13 protein-coding genes and 3 tRNA genes are annotated in these 20938 nt (G+C 36.7%); 8 read left to right on the top strand and 8 right to left on the bottom strand.

Going from position 1 to position 20938, the window contains the following annotated elements; translation table 11 throughout:
• The first annotated feature begins 424 nt into the window (after window positions 1-424).
• Window positions 425-1645, top strand: coding sequence for a phosphopentomutase (locus AC0L5Q_RS04215; RefSeq protein ID WP_473614567.1), 1221 nt, complete (start codon window positions 425-427; stop codon window positions 1643-1645).
• A 60-nt stretch (window positions 1646-1705) separates the two neighbouring features.
• Window positions 1706-3985 carry a TonB-dependent receptor gene (locus tag AC0L5Q_RS04210; protein WP_473614563.1) on the top strand — a complete coding sequence of 760 codons (2280 nt, stop codon included), beginning with the start codon at window positions 1706-1708 and terminating at the stop codon, window positions 3983-3985.
• 50 nt (window positions 3986-4035) lie between these two features.
• On the opposite strand, the gene AC0L5Q_RS04205 is transcribed toward AC0L5Q_RS04210, so the two are convergent.
• The 3 genes from AC0L5Q_RS04205 to add form a co-directional block, all read right to left on the bottom strand.
• A complete protein-coding gene (locus AC0L5Q_RS04205) occupies window positions 4036-5358 on the bottom strand; it encodes an IS4 family transposase (protein ID WP_473607552.1) in 1323 nt (440 codons plus the stop codon).
• 140 nt (window positions 5359-5498) lie between these two features.
• Entirely contained in the window at window positions 5499-6203 is a 705-nt protein-coding gene (gene deoD / locus AC0L5Q_RS04200) for a purine-nucleoside phosphorylase (RefSeq protein ID WP_473614560.1), read from the bottom strand.
• A 175-nt stretch (window positions 6204-6378) separates the two neighbouring features.
• Window positions 6379-7380 carry an adenosine deaminase gene (gene add / locus AC0L5Q_RS04195; protein WP_473614556.1) on the bottom strand — a complete coding sequence of 334 codons (1002 nt, stop codon included), beginning with the start codon at window positions 7378-7380 and terminating at the stop codon, window positions 6379-6381.
• 223 nt (window positions 7381-7603) lie between these two features.
• Between add and aroG the strand changes: the two genes are divergently transcribed.
• Window positions 7604-8659 carry a 3-deoxy-7-phosphoheptulonate synthase AroG gene (gene aroG, locus AC0L5Q_RS04190; protein ID WP_473614552.1) on the top strand — a complete coding sequence of 352 codons (1056 nt, stop codon included), beginning with the start codon at window positions 7604-7606 and terminating at the stop codon, window positions 8657-8659.
• Window positions 8660-9233: 574 nt separating this feature from the next.
• Here the strand turns inward: aroG and AC0L5Q_RS04185 are convergent.
• The 3 genes from AC0L5Q_RS04185 to AC0L5Q_RS04175 all read right to left on the bottom strand — a co-directional run bounded on the left by AC0L5Q_RS04185 (window position 9234) and on the right by AC0L5Q_RS04175 (window position 9536).
• A tRNA-Val gene (locus AC0L5Q_RS04185) sits at window positions 9234-9309 on the bottom strand.
• A 36-nt stretch (window positions 9310-9345) separates the two neighbouring features.
• A tRNA-Val gene (locus AC0L5Q_RS04180) sits at window positions 9346-9421 on the bottom strand.
• A 39-nt stretch (window positions 9422-9460) separates the two neighbouring features.
• Window positions 9461-9536 (bottom strand) — tRNA-Val (locus AC0L5Q_RS04175).
• A 271-nt stretch (window positions 9537-9807) separates the two neighbouring features.
• On the opposite strand from AC0L5Q_RS04175, the gene gltX reads away from it, so the two are divergent.
• Window positions 9808-11226, top strand: coding sequence for a glutamate--tRNA ligase (gene gltX / locus AC0L5Q_RS04170; protein WP_473614548.1), 1419 nt, complete (start codon window positions 9808-9810; stop codon window positions 11224-11226).
• 62 nt (window positions 11227-11288) lie between these two features.
• Here the strand turns inward: gltX and AC0L5Q_RS04165 are convergent, their stop codons facing one another.
• Entirely contained in the window at window positions 11289-12200 is a 912-nt protein-coding gene (locus AC0L5Q_RS04165) for a MipA/OmpV family protein (protein ID WP_473614545.1), read from the bottom strand.
• Window positions 12201-12773: 573 nt separating this feature from the next.
• On the opposite strand from AC0L5Q_RS04165, the gene AC0L5Q_RS04160 reads away from it, so the two are divergent.
• The gene (locus AC0L5Q_RS04160) at window positions 12774-14105 is read left to right on the top strand and encodes a DEAD/DEAH box helicase (RefSeq protein WP_473614542.1); all 1332 of its coding nucleotides are present in this window, start codon (window positions 12774-12776) and stop codon (window positions 14103-14105) included.
• A 50-nt stretch (window positions 14106-14155) separates the two neighbouring features.
• On the opposite strand, the gene AC0L5Q_RS04155 is transcribed toward AC0L5Q_RS04160, so the two are convergent.
• Window positions 14156-14995, bottom strand: coding sequence for a 23S rRNA (adenine(2030)-N(6))-methyltransferase RlmJ (locus AC0L5Q_RS04155; protein WP_473614538.1), 840 nt, complete (start codon window positions 14993-14995; stop codon window positions 14156-14158).
• Between the two features lie 177 nt (window positions 14996-15172).
• Here AC0L5Q_RS04155 and AC0L5Q_RS04150 point away from each other — a divergent pair, with 177 nt between their 5' ends.
• The 3 genes from AC0L5Q_RS04150 (at window position 15173) to AC0L5Q_RS04140 (ending at window position 20891) form a co-directional block, all read left to right on the top strand.
• The gene (locus AC0L5Q_RS04150; protein WP_473614535.1) at window positions 15173-16006 is read left to right on the top strand and encodes a mechanosensitive ion channel family protein; all 834 of its coding nucleotides are present in this window, start codon (window positions 15173-15175) and stop codon (window positions 16004-16006) included.
• A 598-nt stretch (window positions 16007-16604) separates the two neighbouring features.
• Window positions 16605-17606: a polysaccharide lyase family 7 protein gene (locus AC0L5Q_RS04145; protein WP_473614531.1), complete on the top strand. Its 1002-nt coding sequence runs from the start codon at window positions 16605-16607 to the stop codon at window positions 17604-17606.
• 237 nt (window positions 17607-17843) lie between these two features.
• A complete protein-coding gene (locus tag AC0L5Q_RS04140; RefSeq protein ID WP_473614527.1) occupies window positions 17844-20891 on the top strand; it encodes a TonB-dependent receptor in 3048 nt (1015 codons plus the stop codon).
• The last annotated feature ends 47 nt before the right edge of the window (window positions 20892-20938 follow it).

Genomic DNA, 20938 nt, shown 5'->3' with positions numbered 1-20938 from the left:
AAATTTACCACGTCACTTTACTAATGGTTACTTATTTTAACTAAATTATCACATCTTGACCGATTGGTCATGTTTAAACTTATGGATCAAACCATTTATCCTAAATTTCACTATTAATTCATATTAAAAACACTTAGATTGCTCATCAATATAAACTTATTTGACATTAGTGTCAGCTTTTGATTGAGAGTTTTATATTTTTTCTGTAAATTAAGGCGCTTACAAAAAAAGACAACATTGATTAATAGAAGTTATTTTTTACTGAACAAAGTGGTTAAATAGATTGATAAGCCATTAATTTATTTTATCACTTATAGTTGTTTACAGTGGAATAACTTCATATAGCTTACTAGACTATATAGCTAATAAGTTAAGGTTAAAAAACACCTATAATCAAGAAACGTGAAAGTTACTGAGAAATATAATGGCAAGAGCAATAATATTTGTAATTGATAGTTTTGGTATTGGCTATGCGCCAGATGCTGAAAAATTTGGTGATGTAGATGCAAATACCTTTGCTAATTTGTCTCAAGCATATTTTGACCAAACGAATAAAAAGATAAATATTCCTAATTTATCATCGTTAGGATTAGTTAAGGCATGTGAAGATGCATCAGGCAGAAGTTTTCCTTATATAGGTGAACAACCCACTAAGGGGGCTTTTGCTCATGCGGCTGAAATAAGTACAGGTAAAGATACGCCTAGTGGGCATTGGGAAATGATGGGAGTGCCTGTTTTATTTGACTGGACTTATTTCTCCGATCGCGAGAATAGTTTTCCTCAATCGTTAATTGATACCATTAATGCAGAAACTGGTTACGCGGGTATGTTAGGTAATTGTCATGCATCAGGTACTACTATTATTGCCGCTTTAGGTGAAGAACATATAAAAAGTAATTTACCTATTTGTTATACCTCGGCCGATAGTGTATTTCAGGTGGCCGCTCATGAAGAACATTTTGGACTTGATAACTTATATGCTTATTGCGAAAAGGTAAGAACTATTCTTGATGACCATAATATAGGGCGTGTTATTGCTCGACCATTTATTGGTGAAGATTCTGCTAGTTTTACACGCACAGGAAATCGTAGAGATTACTCAGTTTTACCCCCTTCAAAAACGGTATTAGATAAACATACCGATAACGGTGGCGAAGTGTTTAGTATCGGAAAAATTGCCGATATATTTGCACATCAAGGGATCACTTCAAGTACAAAAGCTACAGGTATTCCAGCCTTAATTGATTCTACTATTGATCATATTAATACGGTGAACGACAACAGTATTATTTTTACTAACCTTGTTAACTTTGATCAAGACTTTGGTCATCGACGCGATCCAGTTGGTTATGCAGAAGCGTTAGAATATTTAGACAAAAGATTACCTGATATCTTTAGTCAATTAAACGACGATGATATTGTATTTTTTATTGCAGATCATGGTTGCGACCCAACATGGCCTGGTAATGATCATACACGTGAATACGTGCCGATCCTTGCCTACCACAATAATATCTCATCAATAGACCTCGGAGAAAGGTCGTCGTTCGCTGATTTAGGGCAAACGATAGCTGAGCTTTTTAATTTAGAAGCTATGGAGTACGGTACAAGTTTTTACAAGCAACTCAAATTAAAAAATAATTAAAAAATAATTAAATTCAAATATAAACACATGAAATACCATCAGAAAAGTGGAGATAAGTTAATGCGTAAATTTAAACCAAGTCCTTTAGCCATTTGTATTCAAACTGTATTTGCTGCAAGTAGTTTTTTTGCTGCTCAATCAGTGTACGCTGAAGAAACCTCAGAGAAAGAAGTTGTAGGTATTGAGGTTATTGAAGTAACGGCTCGTAAAAGAATAGAAAACATTAAAGATGTACCTATTTCAGTTTCGGCATTAACGCCTAAAAAACTTGAAGTACTAGGTTCTTCAGGAATGGATGTTAGAGCATTATCAGCTAAAGTGCCTAGTTTACTAATTGAGTCTTCGTTTGGGCGTACTTTCCCTCGTTTTTATATTCGTGGATTAGGCAATACAGATTTTGATCTACTTGCTTCACAACCCGTATCGCTTATTTACGATGATGTAGTACTTGAAAATGCATTAACTAAAGGCATGCCAATGTTTGATATTGAGCGTGTTGAAGTACTTCGCGGACCTCAAGGAACTTTGTTCGGTCGTAATACTCCAGCAGGTATTATAAAAGTTCAGTCTAAAAAGCCAACTCAAGACTTTGATGCAACAGTGTCAGGCTCTTATGGTTCGTTTAATTCTACCGACTTCCGTGTTGCTGTTGGTGGTGGTTTAACTGATACTTTATCAGCACGTGTTTCTTTATTACAACAAGACCGTGATGATTGGATTGATAACAAAGCTCCTGGCTTCGAACAAAAAGATCAACTGGGTGGTTATAGCGAAACAGCTGGTAGAGTTCAATTGTTATGGGAACCAAATGATGACTTTTCAGCGTTATTTAATTACCACTTTAGAGATGCAGAAGCTGATGCTCGTATATTCCGTGCAAATATTATTAAGCCAGGTACAAATGATTTAGTTGATAACTTTGATCGTGAAACCATTTTCCATGATGCGGCTGTTCGAAATAATCAAACGATAGATATGCAAGGAACAAGTTTAAAACTTGAATACAATTTAGGCGATTATACGTTAACGTCTATCTCAGGTTACGAGTCGGCTGAAATGTTTTCTGTAGGTGATATTGATGGAGGTTACGGTGCCGCATTTTTAGTACCGGATGGTGCATCTGATTCTGAAGCTGCAGCTATATCAGGGCCTGGGTTTATTCCATTTCCATCAGAATCTGGCGCTAAAATGCCTGATCATAAACAATTAACGCAAGAAATCCGACTTTCTAGTAATGAACTAGGGAAGTTTGATTACCAAGTGGGTTTCTTCTATTTTGATGAAGATTTAACGATTAATAACCTGAGTTTTGATACTTTAGCAAATGGAATTCCAAACGGTGTTGCCATACAAGAAATGGAAACAACAGCTTGGGCTGTATTTGCTTCATTAGATTATGATATTTCTGACACTGTAAGTATTAATGGTGGTTTACGTTATTCTGATGATGAACGTAAATGGCATGGAGAGTTAATAGGATCTACATTTACTGATGACGCTGATGTTGATGATTCTCAAGTCAGTGGTGATTTAAGTATTAATTATAAGTGGACAGAACAAACTAATTTGTATGGTCGTTTAGCTAGAGGTTATAGAGCGCCAAGTGTTCAAGGACGTAATACATTATTTGCTGTACCTTCATCAACAGCAGATTCAGAAACGGTTAATTCAATTGAAATGGGCTTTAAATCGACTACTGCTGATAATATGGGGCGATTAGATGGTTCTGTTTTTTATTATCAAGTTAACGACCAGCAGTTAACGGCTGTAGGTGGTAGTGGTAATTTAACAAGTTTGATCAATGCAGATAAAGCGGTTGGTTACGGTTTTGAGCTAGACGGTGAATACTTTATTACAGCTGATTTAGTTATTGCAGGAAGTGTGAGCTATAACAATACCGAAATACAAGAACGTGGGCTTGGAGTTCAACCGTGTGGTGGTGGTTGTACAGTAACAGACACGATTGACTCTAGAGGCTTTGCGTTGATTGACGGGAATTCTTTACCACAATCACCAGAGTGGATCGGTAATCTTTCTGCTCGTTGGTCTCAAGAGTTAGGTGATGGTGAAATCTACGTTTATACCGATTGGTCTTACCGTAGTGAAGTTAACTTCTTTTTATATGAATCAACTGAATTTACAGGTGATGCATTATTAGAAGGTGGTTTCCGCGTAGGTTATGAATGGAGTGCTAATGATAGTGAATACGAAGTAGCTTTATTCGGACGTAATATTACTGATGAAGAAAAGTTAACAGGTGCTATCGACTTTAACAATTTAACAGGTTTTGTTAATGAGCCTCGTTTCTTTGGTGTAGAGTTTAAAGCGAACTTTTATTAATAACTATTAATAAAATGAGTAAAAAAAAGGCTAGCATCGCTTAATGCCGTTCACTTAAGGTGAGCGGCATTTCTTTTTTTAACAGGGTACCTATTCTTAGAACACTTCAATTCTCGCGGATAACTCCGCTCTCTACGTGCTGGCAATACAAACTGTTTGGCACTTTTGGTTATATCCATAACAAATTTTGACACATTTCCTGGCGAACAAAATGGCAACATAGTCAGTTGATAAATTATGTGCATTGAAGCACCATGAAAACTTAATTGGTTTGGATGTATTGAATCGAGTGACTTCGCCATTAATACCATTTGATAACGGATCAGATTATAAGCGAGTAATATCCCCCACAACTCTTGTTTTATAAGCTCAGGTTGATTACTACGCAAGGTAAATTGGCTATCAAGTAGTGACTGCTTCATTTCTCTAAAACCAAGTTCTATTTCCCACCGATGTCCGTATAAATCGACAATATCAGCGACAGGAAACTTCATTGCATCCGTCATAGACGTTAACACTTCGCACGCTTTACCATTAACCTTTCTCGATACTAATCGAGCTTCAATTGATTCAGGTAATTCAGGAAACTTCTTTCGTGCTTGGGGACAGGCGGTTAAACGAACTATTTTATCTTGGCGTCCTAATGAACGAACAATGTCATATTGTACGTTCTTTTTTAGCGGTATCAGCCAATGACGTGATATTCCCGTGGATTGCCAACGATAAAGTAATCCAAGCGAGTAGAAGCCTCTATCAAATAGTGTCAAGCTATGATCTGGTGTTGTTTCAACTAGCGAGCCAGCTAATTTCATTTCGTTAATATCAACACTATCAAAAGCACTTTGTGTTAATAAATGACTTGTTAATTCCATCTGGCATACCATGCGCACTTGGGGGTAACTTGCCTTGCCATGAGAGTTTCCTGTACGTGCAAAATATTCATTATTTTCTTTTGAGTCAGGTGTTCGCCATACAACGCCATCAACACCTAATAGTGTCAACCCACACCATGTTGGGTGAGTAGACTCCTCATGCCATAGCGATTGTGTTTTATTAAAAATAGATTCTATTGCTTTATGACCAAGTTTCTTTCTTGCTTGTGTTACGGCACTAGGTGCAACATAGGGGTCACCGTTAGGTAGAATGATATCAAGCTGATTAACTAATTGGCGGATAGACATTTTACGAAATAAAGCCATACCAATAACAGCCCACACCATTTGCTCCATAGGAAGCTTGCGCTTCCTTATGGTCGCAATACCTGACTGAGCCAACGCTTCATCAACGATGCTTGGGTCTAATAATTCACTTAATCCTGTAAATTCAGTAAAACTATTTTGTGAAACTTGTGATAAGGCGGTAGAGAGTTGCAAAAGAAAAGGCTCCTGAATAAATTCAGAAGCCTTTATATACTAACCAGAAGATCGGTCAATGGATCGTTAAACATTTCTTAACTGATCGGCATTACTAGCATCGCTAGCCTTTTTTTATTGTTATTGAGAAGTGTTTTTATCTATAAAATACTTTCTAATGTTAATTCCATCATGTCTTTAAACGATGTTTCACGTTCATCTGCAGACATGCTTTCACCGGTTTTAATATGATCACTTACCGTAAATACGGCTAATGCTTTTTTACCGTATTCAGCAGCAACGCCATATAATCCTGCCGCTTCCATTTCTACTGCTAAAATTCCATATTTTTCCATTAATGCAAACATTTCTGGTTGAGGTGTGTAAAACAAATCAGCGGTAAAAACATTACCTACATTTATTTTTTTATTTATTTTTTCTGCGGTATTAGCTACTTTTTGTAATAAACCAAAGTCAGCAGTTGCTGCAAAGTCACATTGATTCAAACGCATTCTGTTTACGTTAGAATCAGTACTTGCTGACATACCAACAATTACGTCGCCTACATTAATTTCGTCGCGAACAGCGCCACAAGAACCTATGCGTATAATGTTTTCAACGCCGTAATCTTTATATAATTCGGTTGCGTAGATAGATATTGACGGAATACCCATGCCTGAACCCATTACTGAAATAGGTTGGCCTTTGTAAGTGCCTGTGTAACCTAATATGTTACGTACACGTGTTACGCATTTAGCGTCGTCTAGAAAGTTTTCTGCGATAAACTTTGCTCGCAATGGGTCGCCAGGCATAAGTACTGTTTTAGCGAAATCATTTGGAGCTGCTTCTATATGAGGTGTTGCCATGAGAAATAACCTTTTTAGTTGTTAAAATCTCAGTAAGTTTCTAGCCAGTTTATAGAAAAATCTGCTATCAAGGATTTTTTACTGATGGGTGTTTAATTTTTTAATCGATTAAATTTTACTGTAAGTTACTGGGTAAATCCAGCTTCATGCTAAGTAATATTATTTGTATAACTTGTTATTTTTTTGCTACCGCTTCAATAAGTGATTTTCGTTCACTATCAGACATAAAAGCAACGGCAACAGCGTTTTGTTGTAGTTGGCTTATTTCAGCATCAGTAAAACCTAACACTGTTTGCGCTAGTTTAAATTCACCTTTTAATTCAATACCTTCAACAGCTGGATCATCTGTATTTAAACAAACAGGAATACCGTATTTTAAAAATGTTTTAATAGGGTGTTTGCTTAAGTCGGTTACTGTACCCGTTTGAAAGTTAGAGGTTAAACATGACTCAATAGCAATGTTATGTTGTTGCATATATTCAAGTAAGCTTTCGTCTTGGTAACTGTTAACGCCATGACCAATACGCTCTGCTTTTAAGTCATTAATGGCTTGCCATACACTAGCTGGACCTGCCGCTTCACCTGCATGGATAGTTACGTGTAAATCAGCATTAGCTACTTGTTTAAAGTGATCAGTAAATAACTCCCCAGAGTAGTTATATTCGTCACCGGCTAAGTCGATAGCAATTAATTTATCTTTATGGGCTAATAATGCGCTTAACTCTTTTTGGCATTGTTCTACGCCAAAAGTACGACTTAAAATACCAATTAATTTAATTTTAACTGGGTATTTTTTCATGCCTTCATTTGCACCGTCAATCACAGCTGCAACTACATCTTCAATAGGAAGCTTATAAGCCATAGACATATAATAAGGAGAAAATCTTAACTCAGCATAATGAATCCCCGCGTTAAATACATCTTCAACGTTTTCAAAAGCGATACGTTTACAATCATCTAAACTTGATAATACGTTAACTCCCCAATCCAGTTTTTTTAGAAAGGCAAGTAAATCAGGTTCGCTTTCTATTATTTGAACATGCGGAATAAATTCTTCGAAGTGTTTCACAGGTAAAGCAATATTATTTTGTTGAGCTAATTCCCAAATGGTTTGTGCTCTTATGTTTCCGTCTAAGTGGCGGTGTAAATCTATAAGAGGCAGGTTTGGATTTATCATGTAAATAGAGTCTCCTTTATATTTAAGTTGTTAGGGTTTATATCAGTTTAACCCATTTTATCTTTAATTTATTTATTATAGCGTTATCTCTAGCAATATTTGTAGAAGATTGATACATTGGCCGGCTAATTTTTCGCTAGTTATCTATATATTCAATATGGAGTATGGGCTGATAATTAAACGTTACTAAATTTTATAAAATTTGCAGTTAAGAGAACTTATTATGTTTAATCAAACCGATGATGTACGTATCAACAATATTAAAGACTTATTACCACCAGTAGCATTACTTGAACGATTTCCATCGTCTGATAACGCATCAAAATCGGTTATTGCAGGTAGAGATGCAATTCACAATATTCTTGAAGGGAAAGACGATCGCTTATTAGTTGTGATTGGTCCTTGTTCAATTCATGATCCAGAAGCCGCTATAGAGTATGGTCAACGCTTAGTTAAACTACGTGAAAAGTATAAAAATAATTTAGAAATTGTAATGCGTGTATATTTTGAAAAGCCACGTACAACTGTTGGTTGGAAAGGGCTAATCAACGACCCTTACATGGATGGAAGTTTTAAGTTAAATGATGGACTACGCATTGGTCGTAAACTATTACTTGATTTAAATGAAATGGGGTTACCTACTGCTGGTGAATTTTTAGATATGATCACACCTCAGTACATGGCTGATTTTATGTGTTGGGGTGCCATTGGTGCACGTACCACTGAAAGCCAAGTACATCGCGAATTAGCATCAGGTTTGTCATGTCCTGTTGGTTTTAAAAACGGTACAGATGGAACCATCAAAGTAGCTGTAGATGCTATTGGTTCTGCGGCTGCCTCACATCACTTTTTATCTGTGACTAAATTTGGTCATTCAGCCATTGTAGAAACAACGGGTAACAAAGATTGTCATATTATTTTACGTGGTGGTAAAACCACAAACTTCGATCGCGATAGCGTAAGCGAAGTTACTCAACTATTAGAAAAATCGAAGCTGAATACTCGTATCATGATTGATTTTAGCCATGCTAATAGCAGTAAGAAATTTGAGAATCAAATGCTAGTGTCAACAGATGTTAGTCAACAAATAGCAGACGGCAATCAAAATATTTTTGGTGTTATGGTAGAAAGTCACCTTGTTGAAGGTCGCCAAGACTTAGTTGATGGTAAAGCAGTAACTTACGGGCAAAGTATTACTGATGCTTGTATTGGTTGGGGCGATACTGAAACCATGCTAGCGCAACTTAACGATGCAGTAATAGCGCGTCGTTCAAAATAGATTGATAACTTTTTGTATTTAGAAACCCACATTTATGTGGGTTTTTTTATTGTCTAATATTCAATATACAAGCATCAGTTGCCACGAAAAAATCTAAGTACAGGCTTAAAATTCATTTAGTGAGTAGCTCGGGTTGTAAAGAGTAGAAGGTGCTAGCATCGCAACTAGAGTAAAGATTATTTAACGAGATTTATAAAAATATTAATTAGATATGAGAGTTTGAATATTGGTGGACGATACGGACTTGAAACATTGACTGGTGCGGGTTGTAAAGAGTAGAAGGTGTTTTAACTTTATAGTGTTCTGTATGTTTTTTTGGATAATTTAAAATAATGGTGGACGATACTGGGCTTGAACCATTGACTGGTTCGGGTTGTAAAGAGTAGAAGGTGTTTTAACTTTATAGTGTTCTGTATGTTGTTTTGGATAATTTAAAATAATGGTGGACGATACTGGGCTTGAACCATTGACTGGCACGGGTTGTAAAGAGTAGAAGGTGCTAGCATCGCAACTAGAGTAAAGATTATTTAACGAGATTTATAAAAATATTAATTAGATATGAGAGTTTGAATATTGGTGGACGATACTGGGCTTGAACCAGTGACCCCCGCCTTGTAAGGGCGGTGCTCTCCCAACTGAGCTAATCGTCCATATATACTAGGTATGATATGAATAGGTTAAATGATTGGTGGACGATACTGGGCTTGAACCAGTGACCCCCGCCTTGTAAGGGCGGTGCTCTCCCAACTGAGCTAATCGTCCAATCATTTAAAATACAGAGTGTCCATCAATAAAGCAGAATGGTGGACGATACTGGGCTTGAACCAGTGACCCCCGCCTTGTAAGGGCGGTGCTCTCCCAACTGAGCTAATCGTCCGTCTCTGTGGGGGCGTATTATAGGGAGATCCCAAAAGCTGTCAACAAAAACAAAGCCTTTTTTTTAACTTTTTTTAATATTATTGATTAAGTGCTCGTATTTTCAACATCCTGATTAATTTGTATTCTTTTGTTGGAAAACAATTGGGCACAGGGTTATACAAAAGGTGTATTAGTTTCGTTAGCCTGTTAAAATATTGCCAATTATTTTTGAACCATTCTGCTAATTTATTGAAATTATCAATTATGTTAGCTTCTTTCGTGAGACTCATATGACTTTAACAACACGTTTCGCTCCAAGCCCTACAGGTTATTTACACGTAGGTGGTGCTCGCACAGCTTTATATAGCTGGTTATACGCTCAAAAAAATGGCGGAGATTTTATTCTTCGTATTGAAGATACTGATATAGAACGCTCAACTCAAGAATCTGTTGACGCTATTATGGATGGTATGAATTGGTTGAACCTTGAGTGGACACACGGCCCTTATTTTCAAACCAAACGCTTCGATCGTTATAAAGAGGTGATCGAACAACTACTTGCTTCAGGTAACGCTTACCGTTGTTATTCTACCGCTGAAGAAGTAGAAGCAATGCGTGAACAAGCAAAAGCGAAAGGCGAAATTGAAAAGTACAATGGTTTATGGCGTGAACGTACGGATTATCCAGAAGACAAACCTTTTGTCATTCGTTTTAAAAACCCCATTGGCGGTGATGTTGTTATTAAAGATATGGTTAAAGGCGATATAACCATTAGTAACGACCAGCTTGACGATTTAATTATTGCGCGTTCAGACGGTACACCAACATATAACTTAACGGTTGTTGTAGACGATTGGGATATGAAAGTAACGCATGTGGTTCGTGGTGATGATCATATTAGTAATACACCTAAGCAAATTAACATTCTTAAAGCATTAGGCGCTACATTACCTGAATATGCTCATATTCCAATGATTTTAGGTGATGACGGTAAACGTTTATCTAAACGCCACGGTGCTGTTGGTGTTATGCAATATCGCGATGATGGTTATTTACCTGAAGCGCTATTAAACTATTTAGTTCGTTTAGGTTGGTCGCATGGCGATAAAGAAATATTCTCTCGTGAAGAAATGATTGAGCTATTCGATCTAAAAGATTGTAACCGTGCACCGTCAGGTTTTAACACAGACAAACTTATCTGGGTTAACCAACATTACATGAAAACAATGGATCCTGAATACGTAGCTACTCATTTAAAATGGCACATGGACGAACAGGGTATAAATACTGAAAACGGTCCTGCGCTTGCTGATGTTGTAAAAGTTCAAGCAGACCGTGTTAAAACATTAAAAGAAATGGCACAAATCAGCCGTTACTTTTATGAAGACTTTTCTGAATTAGATGCTACTTCAGTTAAAAAGCATTTACGCCCAGTGGTTAAAGAGCCGCTAATTTTAGTTAAAGCGAAATTAGCGGCATTAACTGAATGGTCTCCTGAGTTAATTCATGCTGCTATTAACGACACGGCAACTGAATTAGAAGTAGGTATGGGGAAAGTGGGAATGCCTTTACGTGTTGCTGCTACAGGTGGTGGTAATTCACCATCTTTAGATATAACTTTAGCTTTATTAGATAAAGACAAAGTACTTTCGCGTATTGATTTTGCATTACAAGTTGTAGAAGAAAGAATCGCGAACAGCGCAGGTTAATAATTTTTTCAAATTTTTTAAAGGCTAGCGTTTAAGCTAGCCTTTTTTATTGGCTTAATATTTTACCAATGGGCTTTACTGTCGCTTTTGTATAATCGCCAAACAAAACCTAAAGAAGCACTGTAGGTAATATCTTTCTCATATAATGGACTATTTTCATTTGCGGCACCTGAGTTTATTTGTGCGCCTATACCTGCAAAACCTCTAATACTATCGCTTATTGGAAATGATATGCTTGCAGCGAGCCTTGTGCCTAAGTAACCGCCTTTTGCATCATAGGCTGTACGTGTATCGGTAACAAATTGATTAGATACTTCATAAAAGTAATCTTGAAAGCGCTCTGTCGCGAAGACCATACCAATAGAAGTACTTAAAGCGGTTCCTTCAAATAATCGGCCGCGTTGTTGGTAGGTTATAACCGGATTAAGCACAAAACCTCGGTCGTCAATGGCTGAAAAGTCAGTTGAAAATGCGGCTCTCACTTGCAATCTTGCGTTCAAACGAGCGTTACCACCATTTTCAAACTTATAATCTTTAAGTTTATAAATGGCTTGTGGGCCTATTTCTAATAAAAAATCGAGTTCAGGCATACCTTCTCTAACGGTGCCTTTTTCACTGTCAGCAGAAAAAGATCCGCCAAAAGATAAGCCAGCTTCCAAATTGTTTTTATCCACTACAACAGCTCTAACGCCATTACCATCACCGACTCTGAATATATCTCCTCGATAAACAACATAGGGAGCTGCAGCTGTTATTGTGTTTCTTTGTGAAGACGCTGGATAGTTGGGAACATCAATGACACCACCACCAACACCTGCCTCCCAAAGAGATAAGGTTTCATTAACATTTTCAAATCCGTTTAAGTCTCGCTCAACAGATACCTTTTTAATATTGTTCTGCTCTTCAGCATTAACCTTGGTGGAGCAAACCAATAAACATCCTATAACAATAGAGTGATAACTTTTTAAAAACATAAAATCTCTTTAGTTGAAGTAATTGCAAGTAGATAGGGGCGTTATAATAGAGTCCTTACGATAAAATTGACAATATATACCCGTTACCAATCAAGGTGCGTATTTCAGAGCACTTGAGCGATATCAGTTCAAGGCAACGCTTTGTAATAATGGTTGTTCCCTTATAAAAAGCATTAACGATGAAGTGATTTTGCTCAAGTGCTTCTTCGATGGGTCTAAAAACAATTTATGGGGCTTATTAACTTTAGTAAGGTTCCTACATGGATGTAGGACATTAGGGTAACGCAGGAGCAGTTACCGAGAATAACCATGACGTAAACTTAATGCCTTGCATACATGGATGTATGTACTTAGATTTCGTTTGGAACGTGAAATCTGTGCCTAAATTGTTTTTAGTTCCCACTGAAACCTGCATCTTGAATGATAACGGGTATAGATCAAAAGTTAACTATTCAATATTTTATTTCTTCTATATTTTTTTTGCGCTACATGTATAAATACTTGTCATCACTTATCAATATAAAGGTTATAATAGATAAGTTGTTTTTTATTATTTTTACCTTGGAGTTTCGTTTGCAGTTTAGTGATTTTGGATTAGATAGCGGTTTAATGTCGACAGTTGAACATTTAGGTTTTACTGCACCAACAGAAATACAGCAGCAAGCAATACCTGCTGCAATGAAAGGTCATGACTTAATTGCCTCATCTAAAACAGGTTCAGGCAAAACATTAGCCTTTATTATTCCTGCCATGCAGCGACTAAGTAGAAACCGCGCGTTGAGTAAAAGAGACCCACGAGTACTCATTTTAACGCCAACACGTGAATTAGCTAAACAAGTGTTTAGTCAATTACGTATGTTTACATCGTCTTCTCAATTTAAAGCGGTACTTATTTTAGGTGGTGAAAATTTTAACGACCAAGTTAAAACCTTAGAAAAAGATCCTCATTTTATTGTTGCAACACCAGGACGTTTAGCCGATCACTTAAAACAAGGCCATTTTTACTTAAACGGTTTAGAGTTACTTATTTTAGATGAAGCCGATCGTATGTTAGATCTGGGTTTTTCAAAAGAACTTACCTTAATTAACGAAGCGGCAGATCACCGTAAACGCCAAACCCTTATGTTTTCAGCAACGTTAGATCATGCACAAGTGAACGATTTTGCGTCAGCGTTATTAAAAAAACCAAAGCGTATTGCGATTAATGCAGGTCATACTGAGCATGAAGATATTACGAAACGCTTTTACTTATGCGACAACTTAGATCACAAACAAGCTTTGTTAGAGCACTTTTTAAATACCGAAAAAATTCAGCAGCTTATTATTTTTACCGCCACAAGAAGTGATACCGAACGACTATCACAAGTGCTTAATGAGCAAGGCCACGATTCTATTGCATTGAGTGGAGAGCTAAACCAAGGGCAACGTAACCAAATTATGGAAAGCTTTAGTAAAGGCCAACATAAAGTGCTGGTAACAACAGATCTAGCCTCGCGTGGTTTAGATCTTGTTAATGTATCTCACGTTATTAACTTTGATATGCCAAAGCATACTGAAGAATTTGTACATCGTATTGGTCGTACTGGTAGAGCAGGTAGCTCTGGCGATTCAATTTCGTTAGTTGGCCCTAAAGATTGGGTAAGCTTGAAAAACGTTGAAGGTTTTCTTCAGCAAAAAGTAACGTTTGATACGGTAGATGGGTTAAAAGGCAAGTTTAAAGGCATTAAACCTAAAAAGCCTAAAGCGGTTGTTAAAGCGAAAACACAAGATAAAGCTCGAACAGAAAACAAGCCCAAAGCACGTAAAATGGTTAAAAAGCAATTTGTTAGTGAAGAAGCAGGGCATAGACCTATTATGCGTAAGCAAAGCGCTTTGCAAGAGCGAGATGATAACGAAGAGGTATAGTTAGTTTTGATTAATACGAGTTATGAAGGTAACTCGTATTATAGGTATTATTATTCTTCAATAATTTGCTCTAAGCTAAAATTGCTGTCGTCATCACCTATTTTATCTTTTAAATAAGGTAAAATTTCTTCTAGTTGTTTTGTTAACTGCCAAGGTGGGTTAACCACAAATAATCCTGTACCTGTCATACCGTAAGCGTCGGTATCTTTTTGCATACAAAACTCTACTTGTAATACATTTCTTATATCACTCGAAACAAATTGCTTTTTCATTTTTTCAACAAGTTCACGTTTAACTACGGGATACCATAAAATGTAAGTGCCTGTAGCAAACTTTTTATATGCGCTGATAATGGTTTTAACCGCTTTAGTGTAATCTTCTTTTAGCTCGTACGGCGGATCAATTAACACCACACCACGTCTGCTTGGTGGGGGGATTAATGATAAAATACCTTGATAACCATCAGATTGTTTAACGTGAGATTTACTCCAACGTTCACAAAACTCGGTTAAGTGGTTAATGTCGGTTGAATGAAGTTCAAATAAGTGAGCGCTGTCTTGTCTGCGGGAAAATTCTTTTGCTACAGCAGGGGAGCCAGGGTAAAGCTCTAACTGTTGCTCTTGATTAAAAGATTTTATAAGGGTTATATATTCTTCTAACGCTTCAGGAACATCATCGTTGTTGATGAGCTTAGCGATACCTTGCTTATATTCACCCGTTTTTTGTGCGTACTCTTCAGTTAATTGATACATACCTGCACCAGAGTGACTGTCGATATAAGTGTAACCTTTATCTTTTCTGGTTATGTACTCAAGTACGTTAGTTAAAACGGCATGTTTTAACACATCGGCAAAATTGCCTGCATGAAAGGCGTGGCGGTAACTTAACAAGGTAAAAACCTTCTTTATAATAAGAGAATTAAACGGCGCTATTATACTGAATAAAAGTGTTTTTGAGTAAAATAAATTTTTACATATGTTAATAAAATGTAAATACTCCTAGACTTTGCTTATTTATGCGCTAATCTAATAGGCAGAATTTAAATATAAATATAATTAGGAATGATTATGGAAACAATCGAGAAATATTCAGATCAAATATTTGGTTATGCTGTTGAGTACGGCGGACAAGCATTAATGGCGTTAGCGGTATTAATTATTGGCTTATGGGTCATTAAGCGTATTAGCAAAGCAGTAAATGTAGCATTTTCTAAAAGCTTAAAAGACGAAACCTTAATCTCGTTTTTAACGGGTGGCATTAATATTCTATTAAAGGTGCTATTAATTATTAGTGTTGCTTCTATGGTTGGCATTGAAACCACGTCGTTTATTGCTGTACTTGGTGCTGCAGGTTTAGCGATTGGTATTGCTTTACAAGGTAGTTTATCTAACTTTGCTGGTGGTGTAATGCTACTTATATTTCGTCCAATTCGTGTTGGCGATTATATTGAAGCACAAGGTGAGTCGGGCGTAGTTATCGAAATGGGTATTTTCGTTACGTTATTAGAAACATTTGATAAACGTATTATTGTTATTCCTAATGGCCCTTTGTCTAACGGTAACCTAACTAACTTTACAAAAAGCCCTGTTCGCGCAGTAGAAGTTACATTTTGTATTAGCTATAAAGATGATATGAAAGTTGCTCGCGATGCATTAACTAACTTAATGAACAGCGATGAAAGAATTTTAAAAGAAGAAGGTAACGTTGTTGCTGTTACTAACTTAAACGATAGTTCAGTTGATATTCTCTACCGTGCTTTTGTTAAAACAGATGATTACTGGGGATATTATTTTGATATTCACGAACAAGGAAAACTTGCTTTAGAAGCTGCTGGTTGTTCTATCCCGTTCCCACAACAAGATGTACATTTATATTCTCAAGCTGCTGCAAAAAGCGAATAATTTTTATCCTTATATTGATAAATAAAAATATTGAGAAATAAAATCTTATAAACATAAAAGATCTTATATAACTGTCGTTTATAAACAAATCCCTGCTAAGTAATTAGCAGGGATTTTTTTTATATGTAATTCGTGTAGGCCGATATTTTAAATTTGGCCTGTCTTTTGTGTGTGACCAATGTGTGTTTTTTGGTAATAATTATTGTTTGTTTTTGGTTGACGGTTTGGTGTGGTTCTGGTTATATGGCGAGATAAAAAACATATTGTGTCCAATAATTAATAAATAATGTTGTCACCAAGTTTGTCGGATCGGTATTAAAAAAAATAAATTACGTATAACTCTATACATAATAATTAAGTGGTTTCTAATGTTGGGTAGAAATAGTTACTTATCGCTTTTTTTACTGCTTATAACAAGGTTAGCTATATTTATATATGCCAATATCTATAGTAAATACAAAGACTTATACAAAACCTCTATACAAAAGTTGAATATTAAAACCCAAAAAATAGAATCATAAATTAAGCAGAGAGAACAAATATAATGCATTATTTCAATATCCCTACATATAAATATTATCATTACTTGCAGCAGAAAATGTTCAGTGTTTTCACTGCATTAATTTTAATTTTAATTTTAGTTTTAGCTAGTGCTAGCTCATCACTCCATGCTCAGGAAGCTTCAAATAATACACTGACTTCTAATTTACACAGTAGCCTTACCGAAGGCGTTTTACTCGGAGATTTATCCAAACTTGATCCCCTTAAAAAACCTAATGAAAACTTTGATTTACTTGATTGGTCATTAACCTTACCAACGGATCTTAACAAAGATAAAAAAGCGGATACCGTTTATGAAAAATCATTAGATAAAGGCTTCAACTTAAAACCTTTTTTCTATACCGCAGATGATGGTGGCTTAGTATTCGCTTCTCCTAATGTAGGTGCTAAAACGTCAAAAAATACAAAATATGCCAGAGCAGAACTGCGAGAAATGTTACGCAGAGGCAATAGCCGTGTAAAAGTTCGTGGCATTACTAAAAATAATTGGGTTTTCGCTGGAGCACATGGTTCGATGAAAGCTAAGTCTGGGGGGATTGAAGGCAGTTTAGAAGGGACTTTAGCGGTAAACCGTGTATCTACCACAGGCGATGAAAAAAAGGTTGGTCGTGTGGTTATTGGGCAAATCCATGCCACTGACGATGAACCTATTCGTTTATATTACCGAAAATTACCAGGTAACACTAAAGGAGCTGTTTATTTTGCCCATGAAATAAACGGTGGTGATGATGTTTGGATAAATATGGTGGGTACGCGTTCTCATAAGTTGTCAGATCCTATTGATGGTATCGCTTTAAACGAAAAATTCTCTTATAAAATTTCTGTGGAAGATGAAGTCTTATTTGTCACCTTAATCAGGGAAGGTAAGCCTAATATTACTAAGCATTATGATATGAAAGAGAGTGGTTATAGTGCAGGTAACCAATATATGTATTTTAAAGTAGGCGTGTATAACCAAAATAATGGCGGCGCCGAAGGGGATTATGTACAAGCTACTTTCTATCATATCCATAACACACATAAAGGATATAAGTTTTAGTTAAGAACACCCAAATAACTTTTAATTATTAGCTCGCAATAATGATTATTGGTCACGTGTTTTGGTAAGTTAAATTAAATAAATTGGTTGACACATTGGTTTGTTTTGCGTAAGTTAAAATTTATGTCGAGCTATATAAAAATAATAATTAAATAGCAATAACATTATTTGAAATAAGAAATATAACAAATTAATAGCACTAACCTGCTAGCAATAAACACAAACGGGGAACTCCAAATGTCTTTGATATTAGGGAAAAACACAAAATCCACTCATCAAGTAGGTAAGTTTAGACTTTCACCTATAGCAAAATGGGTTAAAGCTACCATTATTACATCGGTAGCTAGCTCTTTTGCATTTTCGGCAACAGCACAAGAAGCAGAAACTGAAAATACAGTTAAAACAGATAACAATATAGAAGTTGTTGAAATTGTTGGTACTCGCAGAACGATTCAAGATCAAATCGCAATAAAGCGTGAAGCTACAACTGTTGTTGACGGCTTATCTGCTTCAGATATTGGTGACTTACCTGCGCTTTCAATTGGTGAGGCACTAGAAACAATCACAGGCGCATCATCTCATCGTGAAAATGGTGGTGCCACTGAGATCAGTATTCGTGGTTTAGGTCCATTCTTAAGTGCCACTCATATTAATGGCCGTGAAGCCACTAATGGCAGCGGCGACCGTTCAGTTAACTTTTCTCAATTTCCATCAGAGTTGATGAAAAAAGTCGCTATTTATAAAACGCAAGATGCTTCGATGATCGAAGGTGGTGTTGCAGGTGTTATTACACTTGAAACACTTAAACCATTAGATTTTGGTGAACAACGTATCCAAGGTGAATTAAAGGGGAACTATAATCCAGACCAATCTAACGTTGAAAACTCACTTCAAGGTGATTTAGGCTACCGTGGTACATTAAGTTATGTTGACCAATTTGAATTCGACAACGGTCAAGCACTTGGTGTAAGTGTTGGTTGGCAACGTCAAGACATCAGCCAACCAGAAGCTGAGTATAGAAGCTCAAGCCCGTCAGGCTCATCTTTGTGGGCATGTTTAAATGATCCTACAAATACTCAAACTGGTTTCTTCCGTAGTCAAGCTGGTGACTGTGAAGATGGAATTAATAATAGTGGTATTAATAACGCAGGTTACAATTCTAAAATTGATCCTGAAACAGGTCGTGCAATAGACTCTGGCACACCATACGCATGGACTGGTTCAAGCCGGAGCTTCCGTCAAAACGAAACATCTGACGAAAGAGAAGCTTTATTTATTGCTTTACAATACCGTCCATCAGAGAGTTGGGATATAAACTTTGATGCTCAAATTTCAGATAGAACACAAACAGAATCTCGCCATGATTTAATCTTCTTACAAAAGCGTGTTACTCCCGGTGTAACAGGGCAAAATCTTATTACAAATGATGTTGGTGGTATTCTTCATTGGGAAGGTTCAGACCGTATCGAATCTGCCGGTGAGTATTTTGAGCGTGAAGAAAACTATGCTGCTTACGGATTAAATATTGAACATTATGTAAATGACGATTTAACTATAAATGTTGATATTGGTTATTCTGAAACAAACCGTGAAGAGCTACAAATTTCTAACCGAGGAAGAACGAGCTCTGCTGCAAACCCTTTTTCTTGGGATTTAGGTGAACATATACCTCACTTTAAATTAACTGATTTTGATGTTACTGATATCTCTAATTTTTCTAGTGATCTTCGTACTCGCCTCGACAGAGAAAATGTACGTGACAACGAAATTATCGGTGCTCGAGTTGATTTTGACTACAAACTAGGCGGCGATGTTTTTACTAGCATCCAAGGTGGAGTTCGAGTTTCTGAGCTGTCGTTTGTTCAATTTGGTGGTGTTAATAATAGTGGTAACGGTTCAAGAACTGAATTTACTATAGATGACCCTGAAGCTGGCCTTGGCATACTTGAAGGCTGTCAAATAAACTTCCCTGAGTCTAGCTTTTTATCAAGCGTTTCTGATGGCAATATTATTACAAATGTTGACAGTTCAGGTAATGTCATAGAAAACGGTACAGGCGCTTCGTGGGCAACATACAATAACGAATGTTTCGCTCAAGCAGTAGCTTCGGGTGCCAATGGCGAGTTCGGATATCCAGAAGTTGTTTACGAGAATTCAGGCACTAGTGACGTAACAGAAAAGACAACGGCTGTTTATGTAATGGCTAGCTACGACACTGAAATGTTCGGTAAATTTATTCGTGGTAACTTTGGTGTACGTGTAGTGAATACTGATGTTACTTCTATTGGCTTTAGAGAGGACTTTGACGTTCTTACTGATGCGTTAGGCGTAGTTAGTCTAGAAGGAAACGGTGAGATTGAACGTGTTGTTGGTGGTGGCGATTATACTAAGGTTTTACCAAGTTTTAACTTAGTTGTTGATTATGAAGAAAATATCATCTTAAGAGCGGGTATTTTCCGTGCTATGTCACGTGCAGATCCATCTGATTTAGGCTTTGACCGCTCTTTCGTAACCGATGATAACAGCGCCCCTACATCCGTTGGTGACTTGTTAGTAGGTGCTGAAGGGTCTGGTAACCCAAATACTCAACCATTAATGTCATGGAACTATGATTTAGGCTTTGAATGGTATCCTAACGATGACTCTATTGTAGCGTTTGGTATTTATTACAAACAGTTCAATGGCGGCTTTCAACAGCAAACCGTGTTAGAAGATTTTAACGTTGAAGGTGTTGATGTCTCTTTACCTATTACTAATTCAGTAACTAGTGATGATGAAAGTGAAATTATGGGCTTAGAAGCATCATTTTCGTATCGTTGGGATTCTGGTCTTGGTGTGAAGTTTGGTTATAACTACGCAGATACAGACTTTGAGTTTGAAGATAGTCTTTACGGAAATACTTTTACTACTGATTTAGATGGTGTTACTACTCAACTTAAAGAAGGAATCATTCCTCCAGGTTCTGTACCAGGATTCTCTGAGCATGTATTTAGTGGTCAAGTTTACTACCAAATTGGCGATTTCGATACGGCTTTTATCTACAAATATCGTAGCGAATACTTCCAGCCTTATACTTCTAACGGTACAAGACTACGTTATGTTGATGAGGCAAATGTTTGGGAAGCTCGTGCTTCTTACAAAATAAATAAACACGTCCGTGTTAAATTTTCTGCAATTAACTTGTTTAGCGAACCACGTTCTGATGACTTCTTTGTTGAAGGGAACTTGGGCAGCGTAAGTGACTATGGTCCTCGCATATTCGCCGGTATCAGCGTTAAGTACTAAGCAAACAATGTACTCAATTAAAACAAGTTAAAGTTGAAAAATTAAAA

This window comes from Pseudocolwellia sp. G5-9, assembly GCF_055808995.1.
Note: the sequence above shows the minus strand (reverse complement) of the source record. Positions and strands in the feature narration are given on the sequence as shown.

What these genes read in the sequence shown, in the direction of transcription:
- AC0L5Q_RS04145 (WP_473614531.1), top strand. Translation starts at nt 16,605, where the DNA reads ATGTTCAGTGTTTTCACTGCATTAATTTTAATTTTAATTTTAGTTTTA.
- AC0L5Q_RS04140 (WP_473614527.1), top strand. Translation starts at nt 17,844, where the DNA reads ATGTCTTTGATATTAGGGAAAAACACAAAATCCACTCATCAAGTAGGT.
- gltX (WP_473614548.1), top strand. Translation starts at nt 9,808, where the DNA reads ATGACTTTAACAACACGTTTCGCTCCAAGCCCTACAGGTTATTTACAC.
- AC0L5Q_RS04215 (WP_473614567.1), top strand. Translation starts at nt 425, where the DNA reads ATGGCAAGAGCAATAATATTTGTAATTGATAGTTTTGGTATTGGCTAT.
- deoD (WP_473614560.1), bottom strand. Translation starts at nt 6,203, where the DNA reads ATGGCAACACCTCATATAGAAGCAGCTCCAAATGATTTCGCTAAAACA.
- AC0L5Q_RS04165 (WP_473614545.1), bottom strand. Translation starts at nt 12,200, where the DNA reads ATGTTTTTAAAAAGTTATCACTCTATTGTTATAGGATGTTTATTGGTT.
- aroG (WP_473614552.1), top strand. Translation starts at nt 7,604, where the DNA reads ATGTTTAATCAAACCGATGATGTACGTATCAACAATATTAAAGACTTA.
- add (WP_473614556.1), bottom strand. Translation starts at nt 7,380, where the DNA reads ATGATAAATCCAAACCTGCCTCTTATAGATTTACACCGCCACTTAGAC.
- AC0L5Q_RS04210 (WP_473614563.1), top strand. Translation starts at nt 1,706, where the DNA reads ATGCGTAAATTTAAACCAAGTCCTTTAGCCATTTGTATTCAAACTGTA.
- AC0L5Q_RS04150 (WP_473614535.1), top strand. Translation starts at nt 15,173, where the DNA reads ATGGAAACAATCGAGAAATATTCAGATCAAATATTTGGTTATGCTGTT.